Source organism: Kitasatospora sp. NPDC059673, from assembly GCF_042734215.1.
Classification (GTDB): domain Bacteria; phylum Actinomycetota; class Actinomycetes; order Streptomycetales; family Streptomycetaceae; genus Kitasatospora.
The window spans coordinates 451,111-469,095 of record NZ_JBHWEN010000002.1; the positions used below are offsets into that span (position 1 = coordinate 451,111).

The window sequence follows — 17,985 nt, forward strand, 5'->3', positions numbered from 1 at the left end:
CCTGCACGGCAGCCCTTTCTGTGGTCCGGTGGTGTCAGGTGGTCAGACGGCTACCCGCAGCCTTTCGGGCACCTCGTCGGTGAGCTCGTGGACCGAGCCGAGCACGATCCAGATGGTGGCGGTCCAGGCCAGCGCGGTCGCCACGTAGAAGGTGGAGACGGTGCTGAGCGCTGCGGCGATGGCGGCTCCGGCCAGCGGGCCGAGCGCGTTGGCGCCCCAGACGAAGGGCAGTGCGACGCCACCGACCCGGCCCATCGCCTGGGGCGGGGTGGCCTTCTGGATGAGCGTCATGATCCCGACGTTGCCGATCGGCGTGGTGAACGCGGCGATGCACTGCGAGAGCGCCACCACGGCGAAGGCGACCGGCTTGGTGCTGTGCTGGGCGAGCGGCAGGACGAGGAACGCCACGCCGAGCCCGAGGTGGGTGTAGATCAGTACCTTGCCGACCCCCACCTTGGCGGTGATCCGGCGCGACAGGAGTGCGCCGGCGACCACGGCGACGCCGCCGGCGGCCAGGGCGAGACCGACCTGCCCGGCGCTGAAGCCCAGGTCGTTGTAGGCGTACGCGATGACCATGGCCAGCGTCATGGACACCGCGGTGTTGCCGAAGGTGGCCATCAGGGTGAGGTTGCGCAGCAGCCGGTTGCCGAAGGTCAGCTGGACGCCGCCGCGCAGGTCGGCGAGGGTGGCGGCCAGCCCGCGCTGGGCCGGCGCGGGGGCCGGTTCCTCGTGGCGGATCAGCAGCAGCGCCAGGCTGGAGACGAGGTAGGAGAAGGCGTCGGCGGTGACCGCCTTGGCCGCGCCGATCAGGCCGACCAGGCCGCCGCCGGCGGAGCGGCCGAACACGATCGCCAGCGAGCGGCTGAGCTGGGTCTTGGCGTTCGCGTCCATCAGGTCCTCCCGCTGCAGCAGCTGCGGCAGGTAGGCCTGGTAGGCGAGTTGGTACACCACGTCGAAGACGCCCTTGACCACGGCGGCGACGTACAGCTGGGCCAGGGTCAGGTGGCCGAGCACGGCGAGCAGCGGCAGCGAGCCGAGGACGACGAAGCGGCCGATGTTCGCCACGTGCATCAGTGGCTTGCGGCGCATCCGGTCGGTGAACACGCCCATCAGCGGGGCGAGCAGAACGAAGGGTATCCACTGCAGCGCCATCAGCAGGCCCACGCCGAGCGTCCCCTCGTCGAAGACGAGGACGGCCATCGAGGGCAGCGCGATGACGCTGATCTCGCTGCCGAGCAGGCTCACTGTCTCGCCCGACCACACTAAGGCGAAATCGCGGTTCCTGAACAGGACGGACTTGGTCTTGGTCTCCATGGTGTGCTGCGCCCTTTCGTGAGTGTGCCGACCGACCGGAGGCGGGCGGCGTCAGGACAGGTGGATGTCGAGGCGGCTCAGGCCGCTGGCCCGGGCGACGTTCGCCGCTTCCGCCTCGAGTTCTTTCTGCGCCGGCCGTGCGACGCCGGGGAACAGCGTCACGTCGATCCGACGGTCGGTCAATTCCCAGACTCCGGTGATCCGCCCGCCGACGACCAGGATCGGTGCGATCCATCCGGCGGCCTTGCTGACCTTGGCCCGGTGCTCGGCCGGGAGGAGTTCGACGGACTTGGTGCCGGGGCCGAGCACGTACTGGTCGAAGGCGCCGAGCAGCCGCACCGAACGGCTCGGTTCGGTCCGCGCGAGTTCCTCGGCGTGCTCGGTGAGGACGTACGCCGCCCGGCCCTCGACGTCGACCTGGGTCAGCCGGTCGCCGAGCTGGTCGAACCAGCGGCGCAGCGCGGTCTTGCGCAGGCTGTTGCGGGACAGCCAGGCGTCGAAGAGCTCGGGGGTGGACGGCCCGTACGCGCCCAGGTAGGCGGTGATCGCCCGGGGGCCGGCCTCGTCGGGGTGGGGCAGGCCGCGCCAGCCGGGGAAGCCGTCGGGGCGGGTGAAGGTCACCTTGTTGCTCTGCCCGAGGCCGTAGCAGAGCGCGCCCTGCCAGGCCAGCGGCTTGAGCAGCGCGCCCCAGCCGGACTTGAGCTGCTTCTCCATGCCGGCGAACCGGCGGTCCTTCAGCAGTTCGACGGCCAGTTCCTCGCGGGTGAGTGACTCGCCGTCGAGCACCTTGGACACGCTCTCGACCAGGGCCGCGATCTGCTCCGGGGTGGCTCCGAACTCGCGCTGCCAGGCGGGCTTCTCCCAGGTCCGGGCGGAGGCGATCAGCGACAGGTAGTCCCCGGCCTCGGCGGGCTCCAGCAGGTGCAGGGTGCCGCGCATCGCCCAGGTCTTCATGAGTCGCCGCTCGGCGAGGGCCTCGGCCACCGCGCCGGGGTCGTCGGTGCGCCGCCGCAGTGCGACCGCCAGTTCGGCGGACGAGCCGACCTGGGCCTGGACGCCGCACAGCCGGCTGACGACCTGTACGGCGTCCGCGCCCTGGGGCGGGTCGACGTACTGCCGGCGCAACCGCCAGGCCAGCGCCTGGTCCCAACTGATCTTCACGCACGCTCCCTGTGCACACCCGGCCGGACCGCCGGGCAGATCAGCGAAATGCCCTGCCCGGCAAGCAAGTTGACATGCGCCACCCTAGCCCAGCAGGACTGCCTTCAAGACCGCGCCGCGGGCCACGGCAGCCGTCGCCGCCGCGTGCTCGGCGAGCGGGAAGGGCGTCACCAGACTGCCCAGGTCGAAGCGCCCGACCAGTGCCGGCAGTAGCCGTACGTATTCGACCAGATGCGCTCCGCCGAAGGCCCAGGAGCCGACCACGTCGAGCTGCCGGTAGACGATCTGGTGCGGGTTGATCAGCGTGTCGCCGCTGTCGGTGTACTGACCGACGATCAGGTACGAGCCACCGCGCCGGCACAGCCGCAGACCCTGGTCCACCGCCTCGGGGACGCCGGTGCACTCGATCACCAGATCGGCCCCGCGTCCGCCGGTCAGTTCCAGGACCTGCGCCAGCGCCGCGGACCGGTCCTCGGCCTCCACCAGATTGACGTGGTGGTCGCCGATCCCGGCCTTGGCGGCCCGCTCCAGCCGCTCGGCGGGGCCGCCGACCAGGATCACCTTCGCCGCACCGGACAGCTGCGCCAGGGCCGCGGCGGCCAGGCCGACCGGCCCGCTGCCCTGGACCACGACCACCTCGCCGAGCCGTACCGGCCGGCGCTCGTACAGCGCGTGCACCATGGTCGGTCCGGCGCAGGCCAGCGACATCGCGGCCAGCGGGTCCACGCCCTCCGGCACCTTCACCACGGTGGTGCGCGGGCGCAGCACGATCCGCTCGGCCCAGGAGCCGGAGAGCGCCGGTTCCTCGGTGACCGGCCGGTTGACCCCGTAGGTCCGCCGGTTCTCGCACAGGGTCGGCTCGCGGTGGGTCCGGCAGGGCGGACACTCCCCGCAGGCGATCGAGGAGGCCCACATCACCTGGTCGCCGACGGCCAGCTGTTCGCCGTTGGCGTCCGGTCCGGCCCCCTCGCCGAGCTCCTCCACGGTGCCGAGGCCCTCGTGCCCGAGCACCAGCGGGGTCGGGATGGGCAGATGGCCCTGCTGCAGGTGCAGATCGGTGCCACAGATCCCGCCGTAGCGACTGGCCACGACCATCCCCTGGGGCGGCGCGGGCGGTACGGGGAACTCCCGCAGCACCAGCGGCTCGCCGAACCGCTCCAGCACGACGGCCTTGCCGGTCCTCGCCTCGGTGGCACGATCGGTCACCTGGTCACTCCTCACGTCGTGGGAACCAACGGTTCGTCGGTGGCCTGCAGCGGCCGGTTGTCACGGCAGATCAGGTAGTCCGGCCGGGGCTCGGCGACCGGCCGGGGCTCGTTGCCCACCTGGTTGTAGGTCGCGATCAGCAGCTTGCGCGGCAGCGGGGACATGTTCGGTGCGGACCCGTGCACGATCTGCGGGTCGAAGAAGATCACCGTGCCGGCCGGACCCTTGGGGCTTTCCATCCCGCGCTCCTCGACCAGTTCGGCGAGCTGGGCAGGGGTCAGGCTGATGTCGTCGGGGTCGAGGTGCTGGATCGACTTGGTGGCGTGCCGGCGGCCGTCCCCGACCAGGCCGCCCTGATGGGAGCCGGGGACGAAGATCACCGGGCCGTTGAACTCGGTGACCTCGTCCAGGTAGATGCCGACGTTCACCAGCCTGGGGGCGGGCAGGTTGTCCGCCAGCTTCCAGGCCAGGAAGTCCTGGTGCCAGGCCCACAGGTCGCCGGTGAACGGGCCCTTGGCGTTGACCTTGAGCTGGAACAGGTAGACCTGTTCGCCGAGCAGCTGCTTGACCGGTCCGAGCAGCCGTGGCGTGCGGATCAGGGCGGCGAACTCGGACTGCCGCACGTGCGAGCTGTAGATCGCGCGGACCGCGTCGCCCTTGTCCTCCATGATGCGCTGTTCGCCCGGGACCTGGCAGTCCCGCAGGAAGGCCTCCCGAAGGGCGGCCACCTCCTGCTCGTCGAAGACCGACTCCACCGTCAGATATCCGCGGTCCCGGTAGTTGTGGACCTGTTCCTCGCTGAGGCGCATGGCATCCCCCTGGATGTCGAGAATCGGATGTTCGGCCGCCGGCCGCACCCAGCCCCGTTCAGGACCAGAGCGCGAGCGGGCCGCGCCCCGTGACGCCGAGGAAGAAGGACAGGCTGACCCGCCGCCCCTCCCCGTCCACCGGCAGCACCGCGTGGAAGTTCCGTGAGTCGAAGAGGATCGCGTCGCCCGTCTCCGGTGCGACCGTCACCGACGGCAGGCCCTCGACCGACGCGTCGACGTACCCGTAGCCGTCCCGGTACTGCTCGTCGGAGGGCTGCCAGCGGTGCCGGTGCACCACCGTCTCGCCGCCCGAACTCGGCATCGAGAGGTACCAGTTGAAGGTCAGGAAGCTGGCCGGCGGGGCATCCATCGCGCCCGGGAATTCGCGGACGATCTCATCGAAGTGGATCTTCGCGCCCTTGGTGATCTCCCGGATCATGCCGGAGAACATCGGCCGCCCGCCGGACGTCGCCGGGATCAGCTCGCCGCCCCAGGCCCGCTGGAGCCGCTCCACCGCCACGTCCATCGGGTCACCGCCGCGCAGCAGGGTCGACCGGGTCGCCCGGGACTGCTCGGCGTGCTCCCAGTAGGTCTTGTCCAGGCCGTACGCGCTGTAGAAGTCGTAGGCGGCCGGGCCCAGCTTGGCGATCCGCGGGTAGATCAGCGCCTCGTCGTACGCGCCCAGCTCGCACGTCTCCAGACTCGCCATCACGTCGGCACAGTCCTGCAATGGTGCGAAGTTTCTGATCCGGACCGCGCCGAGAACACCCGCCGCGAGCCTCAGAATATGGTCGGCAGTAAGCTCGTCCACCGTTTCCACATCGAAAAGCGTATAGATTGGCGAGCCATTTGTACTGACATCCCGAAGCTCGGGTGAAGTGAGAATTCCGTCCGACACCGGTCCCCTCCTCCTGCGGTGGAACGACGTACCACACAAGCAGATTAGCCGCAGAGACGGTCCTTTTATAGTCGGCCCGATGCAATCGCGTCAAGGCTTTCCGAAGTGCTCCTGAGCCCCGACCATGATCAACACCGCTCCTTGATCAAAATGCCGGGGAGGGCACTCACCGACATTTCCCCGGGGAAATCCCGACTCTTCAACCGGTATTCACCACGACCGCGGTCGCCACAATTCCGTCGCGCACCGACCATCGCCCGTGAAGGGTTCCGGACAAGCCCGGCGCGCTGCGCAGCAGCCTGGCCTCGAAGGATCCGTCGGCGCTCCCCGGAGCCGCCGGGCTCAGCCTCAGCTCGGCCTCCAGGAAATCCAGCTCCAGCCCGGTCAGCGGGTACCAGGCCTTGAAGACGCTCTCCTTCGCACTGAACACCAGCCGGTCCAGGTGGACCTCCCCGCTGCCCTGCGGCCCGTCCGGCAGCCGCAGCTCGGCCGGCCGCAGGACGACCTCGCGCACGCCCGGCGGCAGCGGCAGATTCGGCTCGGCGTCGATGCCCAGCGACCGGATGCGGCCCGCCCGGGCCACCGCCGCCGCCCGAAAGCCCTCGCAGTGCGTCAGACTGCCCACCACCCCCGCAGGCCACTGGGGCGCACCCCGTTGCCCGGGCAGGACCGGGACCGGAGGCAGCCCCAGCCCCGCCAGCGCCCGCCGGGCGCAGCCACGCACCGTGGTGAACTCCGCCCGGCGCTTGGGCCCCGCCTGTACCAGCAGGGCCTCCTCCGCCGGGAACAGCGGCTCGCTGGGCGAACCGTCCTCCCGCCGCACCACGCACCGGACCTCGTCCGGCAGCAGCCCGGCTATCACGCGTCCGTCCCGCGCCGGAGCAACTCCCGTCGGACGCCCGGCCGCTCGCCGGCGTCCGGCGCGGGCAGCACCTGCCGCAGCAGCCCCAGCGGATGCCCGCGGCGGCCCCACTCCCGGGGGTAGCCGATCGACACCTCCTCGAACCGCACGCCGTCGTACCAGGTGGTCCGCGGTATGTGCAGGTGCCCGTAGACCACCGCCGCCACGTGGAAACGGCGGTGCCAGTCGGCGGTCAGCTCGGTACCGCACCACTGGGTGAACTCCTGATAGCGCATCAGCTCGGTCGGCTGCCGCACCAGCGGCCAGTGCGAGACCAGCACCAAGGGCACGTCCGGATCGTGCGCGGCGAGCCGCCGCTCGGTGAGCGCCACCCGCTGCCGGCACCACTCCTCGATCGATCCGTACGGGTCCGGCCGCAGCAGGTACTCGTCGGTGCACACCACGCCCGCCTCCCGGGCCCGGGCCAGCGACTCCTGTTTGCTCGCCGTCCCCGGCATCCGGAACGAGTAGTCGTACAGCGCGAACACCGGGGCGACCGCGTACGGCCCGTCCGGCCCCTGGAAGTGCGGGAAGGGATCCTCCGGGGTGGCCACCCCGAGTTCCCGGCAGACCGCCACCAGATGCTCGTAGCGGTCCCGCCCGCCCAACTGCACGGGGTCCTTCGCGGTGCTCCACAGCTCGTGGTTGCCGGGTGTCCACACCACCCGCGCGAACCGGCCCGCGAGCAGCCGCAGCGCCCACTCGACGTCCCGTACCTGCTCGGCCACGTCGCCCGCGACGATCAGCCAGTCCCGCTCGGACGTCGGCCGGAGCGACTCGACCAGCGGCCGGTTGTCGGCGATCCCGACGTGCAGATCGCTCACGGCCAGCAGCCGGCCCGGCTCACTGGAGCCGGGCGGTGGAGCGTAGTTGTGCGCTTGACTCATGGACCGGACTTCCGATCTGCCGTCTGACACTGCCCCGCTCCCACCGTGCGGAGTGTGCTCGAATCTACCGTCTCGGAGCGTTCGTGGGAGTGGATCAGCATCATTGGGCCCGAAGATCGGTTCCCGCCATGCCGGCGGTGAGGGTGGTGCCGTCGGCCGGGTCGATCAGGATGAACGAGCCGGTGCGGCGGTTGTCGGCGTAGTTGTCGAGGGCGAGTGGTTCGGCGGTGCGCAGGGTCACGTGGCCGATGTCGTTGACGTTCAGGCCTTCGGTGGCGGGCCGTTGTTGGAGGGTGTCGATGTCGATGCGGTAGGAGATGTCCTTGACGAGTGCGCGCACGGTGCGGGTGGTGTGTTTGAGGAGCACTTTGGCGCCGGTGTGCAGGGGGCGTTCGTTCAGGTGGCAGACGGTGGCTTCGATGTCCTTGGTGGGTGGGGCGGCCCGGCCGGTGGCGATGAGGTCGCCGCGGGAGATGTCGAGGTCGTGGGTGAGGCGGAGGGTCACCGACTGCGGGGCGCGGGCGGTGTCGGTGGGGGTGCCGAGTGCGTCGATCGCGGCGATGGTGGTGGTGTGGCCCGAGGGCAGGACGGTGACCGGGTCGCCGACGTGCAGGACGCCGGACGCCAGTTGTCCGGCGTAGCCGCGGTAGTCGTGGAATTCCTCGCTCTGCGGGCGGATGACGTACTGGACGGGGAAGCGGGCCGGTTCGGTGTGGGGGTCGGTGCCGACGGGGACGGTCTCCAGGTGTTCGAGGAGGGTCGGGCCGCAGTACCAGTGCGTGTGGGCGGAGGGTTCGACGACGTTGTCGCCGGCGAGGGCGGATATCGGGATCGCCGTGACGTCCTTGACGCCGAGGGTGGCGGTGTAGGCGGTGAACTCTTCGGCGATCGCCGCGAAGACGTCCTCCGCGTAGCCGGTGAGGTCCATTTTGTTGACGGCGAGGACGAGGTGGGGGACGCGCAGGAGGGCGGCGACGGCGGCGTGGCGGCGGGTCTGTTCGACGATGCCGTTGCGGGCGTCGACGAGGACGACGGCGAGTTCGGCGGTGGAGGCGCCGGTGACCATGTTGCGGGTGTACTGCACGTGGCCGGGGGTGTCGGCGAGGATGAAGCGGCGGCGGGCGGTGGCGAAGTAGCGGTGGGCGACGTCGATGGTGATGCCCTGTTCGCGCTCGGCGCGCAGGCCGTCGGTGAGGAGGGCGAGGTCGGGGGTGTTCTGGCCGCGGCGGCGGGAGGCGTGTTCGACGGCTTCGAGCTGGTCGGTGAGGACGGATTTGGAGTCGTGGAGGAGTCGGCCGACGAGGGTGGATTTGCCGTCGTCGACGCTTCCGGCGGTGGCGAAGCGCAGGAGGGTGGTGGGGGTTCGGGTGGGCATGGGTTAGAAGTACCCCTCGCGCTTGCGGTCTTCCATGGCGGCCTCGGAGAGTTTGTCGTCGGCGCGGGTGGCGCCGCGTTCGGTGAGGCGGGAGGCGGCGATCTCGGTGATGACGGCGTCGATGGTGCCCGCGTCGGAGTCGACGGCGCCGGTGCAGGACATGTCGCCCACGGTGCGGTAGCGCACCAGGCGGGTTTGGGTGGTTTCGTTCTGCTTGGGGCCGCCCCAGTCGCCGGCGGTCAGCCACATGCCGTCGCGCCGGAACACCTCGCGGTGGTGGGCGTAGTAGATGGCGGGGAGTTCGATGTTCTCGCGCTGGATGTACTGCCAGACGTCGAGTTCGGTCCAGTTGGACAGCGGGAAGACGCGGACGTGTTCGCCGGGTGCGTGGCGGCCGTTGTAGAGGGACCAGAGTTCGGGGCGCTGGCGGCGCGGGTCCCAGGCGCCGAACTCGTCGCGCAGGGAGAAGACGCGTTCCTTGGCGCGGGCTTTCTCCTCGTCGCGGCGGCCGCCGCCGAAGACCGCGTCGAACCGGCCCGTTTCGATGGCGTCCAGCAGTGGCACGGTCTGCAGCGGGTTGCGGGTGCCGTCGGGGCGTTCGCGCAGCACGCCGCGGTCGATGAACTCCTGGACGGAGGCGACGTGCAGGCGCAGGCCGTGCCGGGCCACGGTGCGGTCGCGGTACTCGATGACCTCGGGGAAGTTGTGGCCGGTGTCCACGTGCAGCAGCGCGAACGGCACCGGGGCGGGCGCGAACGCCTTCAGCGCCAGGTGCAGCATCACGATGGAGTCCTTGCCGCCGGAGAACAGGATCACCGGCCGCTCGAACTCACCCGCCACCTCACGGAAGATGTGCACCGACTCCGCCTCCAGCGCGTCCAGGTGCGACAGCGCCAACAGACCCCGCATACGTCCCCCCTGCCTCCGACGACCCACCAGCCCGAGCTGTCTCAAAGTACCGTCATCCGCCGGATATTCAATGGCGCGTGTCCGCCAGCCACGCGGCGACCAGCTCGACGCCTTCCTCCACCGGGGCCAGGACGGCCGCCTCGTCCGCCAGGACGCCCCGGCGGAGCGGGAGTTGCGCCTCCAGCCGTTCCCTCAGCTCCGGCGCGTCCAGCTCAGGAGCAGCGACGGTCGTGAACGTGACCCATTCCCGGCCGGTGCCCGCGCTGGACTTCACGACGCAGGACTCCGTCACCATCGGCGGGTTCGGGATCCGCGAGGCTGCCAGGTTCCACGCCAGGCATTCGTTCACCGGCACACCCAACAGCAGGGCCTGCGCGCGACTCTGATGGAGCTTCAGGAGTGGAGAGTGCTCACCGTGGGGTGAGTCCAGCCGGTGATCGGCCATCAGGTACTGGGCCCACCGGCCGGACGCGACAAACGAGTGCTGGGGGTGAGCACTGCGGACGCTGTTGCTGGCCTGATCGCGCCGAAGCCACTCTGCGAGTGACCCCGCCGAGGCCGAGACCGGGGTCACCAGGGGGTCGAAGGGCGGCATGTACGACCGGTAAACCTCCTGCGCGTCGGGTGTCAGACCGGCAAGGGCGCCCTTGGTGTACGCGGAGTTGAGGGAGTTCTCGGGAGTGGCGGCCGACATCACCACCGTGCCGTCCGGCCCCAGCACCTCATGGAGTGCTGCCATCAACTGCTCGGGGAGCACTGCCCTGATGGCCCGCTCCGACACCTGGACGAACAGCACTCCGCCGGGCCTGACGCCCAGGTCGCGCAGCTGGCGGCAGAGCCGGGTGTGGGAGTAGCCGACACTCTGCGGGGAGCTTGGGTCCGCCGTGGGGCGCAGCCTCGTGATCAGCGCTGCTCCGGTGGACCCGAGCATGCCGAACCAGGCCTGGACATCGCCGGATTCTCCGGTCGGCCGGAACGGTACGTACTCCAGCACCGTGGTGCCCTGACTGCCGGGCCGCATCTCCTGATGAACCTCGTCCGTGAGGAGGACAGCCAGCCCCTGGCCCGGAGCACCGAGTGCCCAAGGGAGGGCGTCGAGACCGTTCCACAGCCGCGACATGGCGGCGGTGCCCTTGCCCACCACGGCGCTGTCGAAGGGCGCGTGGCCGACAGCCAGGCAGAGTTGCCGCCCCGCGAGTTCTGCTCTGCGCCGACGAAGGTTGTCGACGAGGGTCGCCAGCTCCTCGACCCGGAAGGCAGCGGGGTGTTCGGGGTCGGTTGCCGCCCGCACCTGGGCACGGATTTCCGCGAGTTGACGCAGCCCGGCATCCGAGAGCGGACCCTGCCCTTCATGGTCGGGAAGCACCAGGACGTCGGCCGTCGCGGTCACCCGCCCGGCTGCCCGGTTGTTGTCCGAGCCCGGAGCCGGAACGAAGAGAGCGACGACGTGGACGTTCTGCTCCTTGTGTCGGAAGACCAGCGGTCCCATCGGGTTCTCGAAGCGGCCGACGAGCATCTGGATCCGGAGCGGGTGGTTCACCAGTGGGCCGACCGAGGCCGGCAGCGTCGGGTCGGCCTGAGAAGCCACCAGCAGCTCGAACGGCACCCCAGGTCCGCCCTCCCGCCGCCGACAGGACAGGTCAGGCCCTCCGTCCGGGTCGGATGCCAGGACCAGGGCCGGCCCCAGGAAATCGGCGAGGGCGTCCCGGACGTCGGCTTCCCGGACCTCTCCGCTCGCCACCTGCTGTGCGTAGCTGTGCGAGAACGAGACCAGCGCCAGGAGAATCGGGGCGATCTCGTCCGAGACCTGGATGCCTCGGGCTTCGAGTTCCGCCCGGAGTCCGAGGAAGTCCATCCGCACCTCGGCTCGGCTGTACTGCAGGGCCTGCCGGTTGCGCAGGATCGCGGGCACCTCCACCGGCCCGTGGGCCGACAGGCGAAAGCTTGCGCTCGACCCGGACGGGCGGCGGCGCGGCAGCCGCAGGAGGGTGTCCAGCCCGATGACGTCCGGTCCGCCGGGGATGCCTTCCTCGGCATCCTTCGCCAGGCTCCGGGCCAGGCTGAAGTCGTCGTCCGCACCCTGGCGCTCGGCGGAAAGAATCGCGACGGCACCGGCCAGCCGGGGGAGCCGCCGCTCGATCGGCCTCGCCAGCTGGGTCGCGTCGTTGCCGTCCATCATCAGCACGGTGGTGGCCGCCGGGCGGTTGTCCAGCAGGTCGCTGATCGCTTGCCGCACCCCACCGGGCGGCCCATCGTCGGAAACGGCCTCGGGGAAGTCTCCCTGCACGTACACCAGCAGCGCGTCCTCCGCTCCCAAGTCCGCGGCCGCCAGCAGGACTTGCACCTGCTCCGGGGTGCTCGCCCCGAGCAGGACGTGGCACCGCTCCGGCGGAAGGTTCCAGCTCATCGGCGAGGTCAGAACGGACTTGAGCTCGTCGAGGGACGTCCGCAGGTTCTCGGGCGAGTCGCGCTCCGCCGGCCCCGGGATCCCGATCAGTACCGCCGCGCTCCGCGCCGGATCGGGGAATCGGGGCGGCGCCGGTGTGGCCGGTCGCCCGCGTGGCGCTCTCCGGCGGGCGGGGGCGAGGAGGGTGAGCAGGTCGGCGGTGGCGGTGGCGAAGGGCTGGAGGTCGGCGGGGAGCTCGTCGAGGTGTTCGGGGGCGATGGCCGAGAAGGCGTGGCCGGGGCGGGGGTGGTGGGTGGCGAGGTGGTGGGTGAGGGCGGCGTGGACGGTCCAGGCGTCGTGGCGGGTGAGGTGGGGGGTGAGGGCGGCGCGGGCTTCGGGGTGGAAGGTGAGGGCGGCGGGGGTGCGGGTGTCGAGCAGGCCGGCGGTGAGGACTTCGGCGAGGTCGTCGGTGTCGGCCTCGGGGACGGCTTCCTGCCGGACCAGGCGCAGCAGCGGGAGGCTGAGGCGGCTGAACGGGCTGCACAGGGCGGCGAGTCGGCGGGCGGCGGGGGTGGCGGTGTGCAGGAACGCGGCGGCCCGGCGGGCGGGGTCGTCGGCATCGGTGGGGTCGTCGTCGGCGAACGGCGAGGTGAGGGTGCCGGTGGCGGGGACGAGGACGGCGTCGTGGCCGGCGGGGGTGCCGCGCATCATGGCGTCGGCCCAGCGGCGCAGCGAGTGCGGGGTGAGGGACGGGGTGGGCAGCGGCACCCAGCCGGCCTCGGGGCCGAAGGTGGCGGTGAGCATCAGTGGTACGGCGTGGGCGAGTTCGGTGTTGCGGGCGTCGGGTCGGCGGTGGCGGACCCGGACGGCGGGGAGGTCGAGGGCGGTGCGGTGGCGCAGGCGTCCGGGCAGCGGGTTGAGCAGGGCGACGGGGCCGTGGGCGCCCCAGGTGTGCAGGAGTTGCCAGATGGCGGGGGTGCGCCAGTGGGGTCCGGCGCAGTCGGTCAGGACGAGGAGGAGCCGGCGTTGCTGCGGCAGTCGGGCCGGGGGGACGGGGCGGCCGTGGGTGTCGGTGACGGTGGGGTGGGGGTCGAGGTCGAGGTGGAGTCGGCGGACCCGGCGGAATGCGCCGAGTCCGGTGAGCAGGGTGGTGAACTCGTCGAGGGTGTCCTGCCAGATCTCCATGGTGGGGCTGCGTTCGACGAGCACCACGACCTCGAACCAGCGTTCGGGCGTGGGGCTGAGCACGGGCAGGAGTTCACCCGTGCGGGTGTACGCGCTGACGGTCGCGTCGAGGTCCACGGTGCGCCGGGGGCCGTGCGGGTAGCGGCGTTTGAACGGGCGCAGGGCGCGGCCGGCGTCCAGGGCGTGCGGGAGGGCGCGGGCGGCGGCGACCTCGACGCGGGGCGCGGCGGGGTCGCCGGTCGGCGGTTCGTACAGCGGGGTGGCGGGCCGGTGCTCGGGTTCCTCGGGCGGTGCCTCGACAGCAGCGGAAGCTGCGGGGGCGGCGGGATGGGAGACCGAGAACGAACGCGGAACAGACGGGTCGGACAAATGGACTGGCGGGCCATCAGGCGCCAAACCGGCTGCGAGCCAGAGCGCGTCCGCCACCGCCGCGCCGTCGGTGTCGGGCGGCAGCAGCGCGGTCAGCTTCGCGACCAGCTCGGCGGTGTGGTCACGCACCGGACAGGTCCCGGAGCATCAGGTCGAGCAGCCTGCTGCGGCGCTCACCGGTCGGGGCGCCGGCGTCGGTCACCAGGCGTACGGCGTTCAGGAGTTGGTCGATCGCCAGCTGGTCGCCGCGGGCGACTCGCTCGGCGAACAGCGCGATCAGCGCGGTGGCATCGGGCGACAGCGGCGTCCCGTCCAGTCCGAGGTGGGCCTGGACGGCGCGGTGCAGGGTGTCGGCGGTGGGCCTGGGCATGTCGTAGCGGATGCAGCGGCGCAGGAACGGTGCGGGGAAGTCCCGTTCGCCGTTGCTGGTCATGACGATGAACGGGAAGGTGGTGCACTGCACCCGGCCGTCCTCGATCTCGGCGGTGTCGGTGGACACCCAGGTGCTGACGGTCAGCCGGCCGGCGGGCTGCCGAACGAGTTCGGGGATCTCGAAGGTGCCGGTCTCCAGGACGTCGAGCAGGTCGGCGGGCAGGTCGATGTCGCTCTTGTCGATCTCGTCGATCAGCAGCGCCCGGGGGCGCTCGCTGGGCAGCAACGCCGTTCCCAGTGGGCCGAGTTTGAGGAAGGACTCGATCGGGGCGGCGTCGCGTTCGGTGGCTTCGCCGATGCGCAGGGCGTGGATGTGGCCGAGTGCGTCGTAGCGGCACAGCGCGTCCGGGAGGGTGCTGCGGGAGGTGATGTGCCATTTCAGGACGGGGCCCAGCCGTAGTTCGGCGGCGACCTGTTCGATGACGGTCGACTTGCCGGTGCCGGCGCTGCCGGTGATGAGCAGCGGGCGGTGCAGGTAGAGGGCGGCGTTGACGGCGTCGGTGAGGCCCTCGGGCGGCAGAAAGGCGCGGTGCGGCTGGTGGGTGCCGAGGCGGCGCCAGGGCGGCGGGGGTGCGAGTGTCACCTCGCGGGGTTCGCCGTCGCCGCGGTAGTAGGTGTTCCAGGACATCAGGTGCTCCTCGGGGCGGGTACGGCGGCAGGTGCGGCGTTGAGCACGGCGGCAGGTGCGGCGGCGGGTGCGGAGCCGGGCTGGTGCCGGTCGTAGCGGGCGCAGAAGTCGAGCCACTCGACGTCGTGCCAGGCGGTGCGCAGCTGGGCGAGGCGGACCAGGTGGGCGTCGGTGACTGGGTCGGCCGGCGCGAGGTCGTCGGGGCCGGTGAGCATCCGGCGGTAGGCGGTGCCGAAGCGGGCGGGCAGGCCGTCCCAGAAGTGCCTCAGGCATTCCCAGTCGGCGGCCGAGGGCGCGCTGTCGGCGCGCGGCCACAGGACGATCGGGGCGTACGGGAGGAAGGCCTCGACCAGGTCGCGGACGGCGCTCGGGGCGGTGGCCCGGTCGGTGAGCAGGACGGCGGGCCGGTAGCGGCCCCGGCGCAGGTCGGTGCGCAGGGTGTCGAGGGGGGTCGCGGCGGGGTCGATCCGGGAGAGGGGCGGGCCTTGGCCGCCCGGGGCGCGCCGCAGCTCTTCGAGTTGGGTTCGGGCTCTGCGGTTCATGCCGCGCAGGTGGCCGGGTTCGACCAGCCGGCCGGCCCAGCGCAGTGCCACGGTGTGGTCGACGCCGAGGTGGTGGAGGCCGGTGAGGGCCTCCTCGGGGTGCCAGTCGAGCAGGACGGGGGCGTTCACCACCAGGTCGATGGTGCTGATCGGGCCGGTCGCGGTCGGCAGGCCGTCGGCCCAGTCGATGACCTCGGCCAGGGTTGCTTCGACGCCGGCCTGGTCGGGCGGGCAGGCGAAGTGCCGGTGGTCGACGCAGGCCGCTCCGTCGCGCACGCACACCGAGAGCGAGTCGGGCCAGTCGATCTGGGCGGCGTCCAGGCTGACCACCAGCCGGCGTTCGGACGCCTTCGCGCGGTGCGCGGTGTACCTGGCCAGGGCGTCGTTGAGGGCGATCTCGGCTTCGTTGTCGCGCGCCCAGTCGCCGATCAGCGCGTCCCGGGGGTCGCGGCCGCAGGCGTGGGCGGCGGCGACCAGGTACCAGGCGAGCGCGCCGTGCCGGGAGGCCGTGGCGGGTGCCAGCACCACGGCGTCCTCCAGCAGGTACTGGAGCAGCGTACGGTCGCCGAGCCCTTCGGGCGGCTCGACCGGGCCGGGCCGGTCCCCGATCCATTGGCGGTTGAACTCGGCGGCGAGCAGCCGCAGTTGGTCGGTGGTCAGGGAGGCTCCGGCGAGTTCGACCAGCACGTCGGCGGTGTCCATGGCGGCGAGGATGTCGTCGGCCGCGTCGTGCACCGGCCAGATCCCGGCCGCCGCGGCCTGGTCGGCGAGCGCGGCAAGGCCGTCGCGGGTGTGCGGCAGCGGGCCGGGCGGCGCCTGCGGCCACGTGCGCAGGGCTGCGGCGAGGATCTCGGCGCCCAGGGTGCCCGCCCTGCCGCCCGGTGGCCGGGCCGAGTGGCGGTTGCGGGCCAGCCAGAGTCCGCCGTCGGTCCCGTTGTAGGCGAAGTCGGCGGCCAGTTGGCGGTCCAGGGCGTCGCGGATGTGCGGGGCGAGCGCCCCGACCCGCAGCAACTCCCCTTCGCCCGGGAGCCCTTCGGCCAGCAGCGCGGCGAGGCGTCGGCTCAGCGCCAGGCCGAAGGCCCGTTCGTGGGCGGCGCAGGCGGCCAGGACGGCGACCTTCTTCGCGCCGACCCCGAAGCCGCCGATCAGGCTGCCGGTGTCGGGGAGCCCGGCCGCGGCGTGGCAGGTGTCGATCAGCACGACCAGCCCGGCGACGCCCGGGTGGTCGGCGGCCAGCTCGACCAGGTGGGCGACATCCACGCAGTCCAGGCTCTGGCCGTCCTTGCTGTCGGCCGCCATGTACCGGAGCCGGCCGGCGACCTGGCCGTGGCCGAGGAAGGCCAGCACAAGGGTGGCCCGGGCTTCTCCGGCGGCCGCGACGGCGGACCGCACGGCGCTGTCGATCTCCGCGCGCAGCACCCGGCCGGAGCGCAGGTGGGCGGCGTCCAGGCCGGGGCTGTCGGTGCAGCCGCCGATCGCCGGGTCGGTCAGCACGGTGTGCAGCTCGCCCGCCGCGGTCTCCAGGCCGTCCAGCTTGTTCTCCGCGCCGTCCGACTGGGTGGCGATCAGCAGCAGGTGCCTGGGCGGCGGCTGACGAACGCTCACTGCCGGGCGGCCAGGGCCGCCAGGGTGCGCATCACCGGTTCGGCCACCTCGGCGCGGCGCAGGTAGGTGGTGGCGTCGTGCGGCCACAGGGTGGCCGACTCCATCCGGTCGGAGAGCGGCTGCACGCCGCGGCTGTTCGGGGCCATCGCCTTGGCGAGGCGTCGCTTCGGGACCACCAGGTCGTCGCTGTCGCGGAAGTCCGCCCAGGCCTCCACCGTCTCCGGGGTGGCCGGCGGCCGGGGACGCAGCAGCGGCCACACAACGGCGTGGGTGGTGATCGGGGATCCGAGCGTGACGAACAGCGGTACGGCGCCCGGGTATTCGGCCAGCGCCTCGAGGGCGACGACCGTGCCGAGCGAGTGTGCCACCACGATCGCGGGCCGGGCCGGGTCCAGGCAGGCCAGTACCCGCTCGCGGACGCGCTGGTCCAGGGTCCTTCCGGCGGCGTCGGGTTGGTGCCTGCGCAGGTAGCGGCCCGGCTGGGAGACGATGCTGAGCAGCTTCTGCCGGCTGAGTGCCCGCAGGCCCACGTTCAGTCCGGGGACGGCGGCGAGTGCGGCGACGCCGGTGGCCAGCGTCCTGGCGACGTTCCCGAGGCCCTGCGCCTGCTCGTCCGGGCCGAGTTGGGCCCGGATCCGCCGCAGGTCGCGGTTGCCGCTGTGCTGGGGCAGTTCGAGGAGCTCCTCGACGAACTCGGCCAGCAGGCCGAGCATGATCGCGTCCTGCTCCTCGTCCCCCTCCCCCGGCCCGCCCGCGCCCTGGGCGTCGCCGGCGTAGAACAGGTCTCCGTAGTGGGCGAACGAGGCGTCGGCGGACCAGTCCATGGTCAGCGCGGAGATCTCCTCGGCGTAGCCCGCCGCACGGGCCCCGTCCGCCAGCGCCCGCTTCCACTCGGTGAGTTCCGCCTCGGGGTCGCGCGGCCGGCCGATCCCGTGCACGAACACCAGCTGCGGCTTGACCCGATCGACTGCCACTGCCCGCTCCCACCCACCAGCCCGGCCCCGACACTCGCGCACGCGAGGAGTGCCACGGTACCAACTGGCGGGCCACACCCGGAACCTGACGGTACGGCGGCTGCCCACTCGGCCTTCGGCGGCCGGGATCGACGGATTGGTGCAGCACGTCGGCGGGCGGGGCGGCCACCTCCAGGTCGTGCTCGAAGTACGGGAGTGCGGAACGTGCCGGCGGTCCAGGCGCGGGCGCGTTCGCCGCCGGTGGTGGCGGGGGAGGCGGTGATGACGGCGACCGGCTTGCCCGCCCGCAGGCTTCCGACGATGCTCTCCCCCGGCCTCCGTTACGCCTTGCGCCCATGGTGCCGTGCCGGGGAGTGCCTCCGACTGTGCCGGCGGCCACCTGGCGGCCCGGGTGTGGGTGCCGG

13 protein-coding genes are annotated in these 17,985 nt (G+C 72.1%); all 13 read right to left on the reverse strand.

Translation table 11 applies throughout. The features are described 5' to 3' along the window. Positions 1 to 42: 42 nt before the first annotated feature. On the reverse strand, positions 43 to 1,314 hold the full coding sequence (locus tag ACFV18_RS04340) for an MFS transporter (RefSeq protein WP_380479039.1): 1,272 nt from the start codon (positions 1,312 to 1,314) through the stop codon (positions 43 to 45). 51 nt (positions 1,315 to 1,365) lie between these two features. After that, a complete protein-coding gene (locus ACFV18_RS04345; protein ID WP_380479040.1) occupies positions 1,366 to 2,475 on the reverse strand; it encodes a winged helix DNA-binding domain-containing protein in 1,110 nt (369 codons plus the stop codon). Between the two features lie 84 nt (positions 2,476 to 2,559). Next, positions 2,560 to 3,681: a zinc-binding dehydrogenase gene (locus ACFV18_RS04350; RefSeq protein ID WP_380479042.1), complete on the reverse strand. Its 1,122-nt coding sequence runs from the start codon at positions 3,679 to 3,681 to the stop codon at positions 2,560 to 2,562. A gap of 11 nt (positions 3,682 to 3,692) precedes the next feature. Further along, positions 3,693 to 4,490 carry a phytanoyl-CoA dioxygenase family protein gene (locus tag ACFV18_RS04355; RefSeq protein WP_380479044.1) on the reverse strand — a complete coding sequence of 266 codons (798 nt, stop codon included), beginning with the start codon at positions 4,488 to 4,490 and terminating at the stop codon, positions 3,693 to 3,695. Between the two features lie 58 nt (positions 4,491 to 4,548). Then, complete coding sequence (locus tag ACFV18_RS04360) at positions 4,549 to 5,388, reverse strand: putative 2OG-Fe(II) oxygenase (protein ID WP_380479046.1); 840 nt, start codon at positions 5,386 to 5,388, stop codon at positions 4,549 to 4,551. Between the two features lie 199 nt (positions 5,389 to 5,587). After that, positions 5,588 to 6,250, reverse strand: coding sequence for a 4'-phosphopantetheinyl transferase (locus ACFV18_RS04365; protein ID WP_380479047.1), 663 nt, complete (start codon positions 6,248 to 6,250; stop codon positions 5,588 to 5,590). Continuing rightward, positions 6,247 to 7,176 carry a metallophosphoesterase family protein gene (locus ACFV18_RS04370; RefSeq protein ID WP_380479049.1) on the reverse strand — a complete coding sequence of 310 codons (930 nt, stop codon included), beginning with the start codon at positions 7,174 to 7,176 and terminating at the stop codon, positions 6,247 to 6,249. The genes ACFV18_RS04365 and ACFV18_RS04370 overlap by 4 nt, the downstream gene beginning before the upstream one ends. Before the next feature lie 100 nt (positions 7,177 to 7,276). Next, positions 7,277 to 8,551 carry a sulfate adenylyltransferase subunit 1 gene (locus ACFV18_RS04375; protein WP_380479051.1) on the reverse strand — a complete coding sequence of 425 codons (1,275 nt, stop codon included), beginning with the start codon at positions 8,549 to 8,551 and terminating at the stop codon, positions 7,277 to 7,279. Positions 8,552 to 8,554: 3 nt separating this feature from the next. Next, a complete protein-coding gene (gene cysD, locus ACFV18_RS04380) occupies positions 8,555 to 9,460 on the reverse strand; it encodes a sulfate adenylyltransferase subunit CysD (RefSeq protein ID WP_380479053.1) in 906 nt (301 codons plus the stop codon). A 67-nt stretch (positions 9,461 to 9,527) separates the two neighbouring features. After that, on the reverse strand, positions 9,528 to 13,529 hold the full coding sequence (locus ACFV18_RS04385; protein WP_380479055.1) for an SAV_2336 N-terminal domain-related protein: 4,002 nt from the start codon (positions 13,527 to 13,529) through the stop codon (positions 9,528 to 9,530). Next, entirely contained in the window at positions 13,522 to 14,460 is a 939-nt protein-coding gene (locus ACFV18_RS04390) for an AAA family ATPase (RefSeq protein ID WP_380479057.1), read from the reverse strand. The genes ACFV18_RS04385 and ACFV18_RS04390 overlap by 8 nt, the downstream gene beginning before the upstream one ends. Continuing rightward, positions 14,460 to 16,607, reverse strand: a complete 2,148-nt coding sequence (locus ACFV18_RS04395) for a hypothetical protein (RefSeq protein ID WP_380479059.1) — start codon at positions 16,605 to 16,607, stop codon at positions 14,460 to 14,462. Before ACFV18_RS04395 ends, ACFV18_RS04390 begins: the two co-directional genes overlap by 1 nt. Beyond that, entirely contained in the window at positions 16,604 to 17,581 is a 978-nt protein-coding gene (locus tag ACFV18_RS04400; protein ID WP_380479061.1) for a hypothetical protein, read from the reverse strand. The genes ACFV18_RS04395 and ACFV18_RS04400 overlap by 4 nt, the downstream gene beginning before the upstream one ends. Positions 17,582 to 17,985 lie beyond the last annotated feature (404 nt).

Excerpts from the sequence above, each read along its gene's own strand:
- ACFV18_RS04340 (WP_380479039.1), bottom strand. The coding sequence starts at position 1,314 with ATGGAGACCAAGACCAAGTCCGTCCTGTTCAGGAACCGCGATTTCGCC.
- ACFV18_RS04375 (WP_380479051.1), bottom strand. The coding sequence starts at position 8,551 with ATGCCCACCCGAACCCCCACCACCCTCCTGCGCTTCGCCACCGCCGGA.
- ACFV18_RS04355 (WP_380479044.1), bottom strand. The coding sequence starts at position 4,490 with ATGCGCCTCAGCGAGGAACAGGTCCACAACTACCGGGACCGCGGATAT.
- ACFV18_RS04370 (WP_380479049.1), bottom strand. The coding sequence starts at position 7,176 with ATGAGTCAAGCGCACAACTACGCTCCACCGCCCGGCTCCAGTGAGCCG.
- ACFV18_RS04390 (WP_380479057.1), bottom strand. The coding sequence starts at position 14,460 with ATGTCCTGGAACACCTACTACCGCGGCGACGGCGAACCCCGCGAGGTG.
- cysD (WP_380479053.1), bottom strand. The coding sequence starts at position 9,460 with ATGCGGGGTCTGTTGGCGCTGTCGCACCTGGACGCGCTGGAGGCGGAG.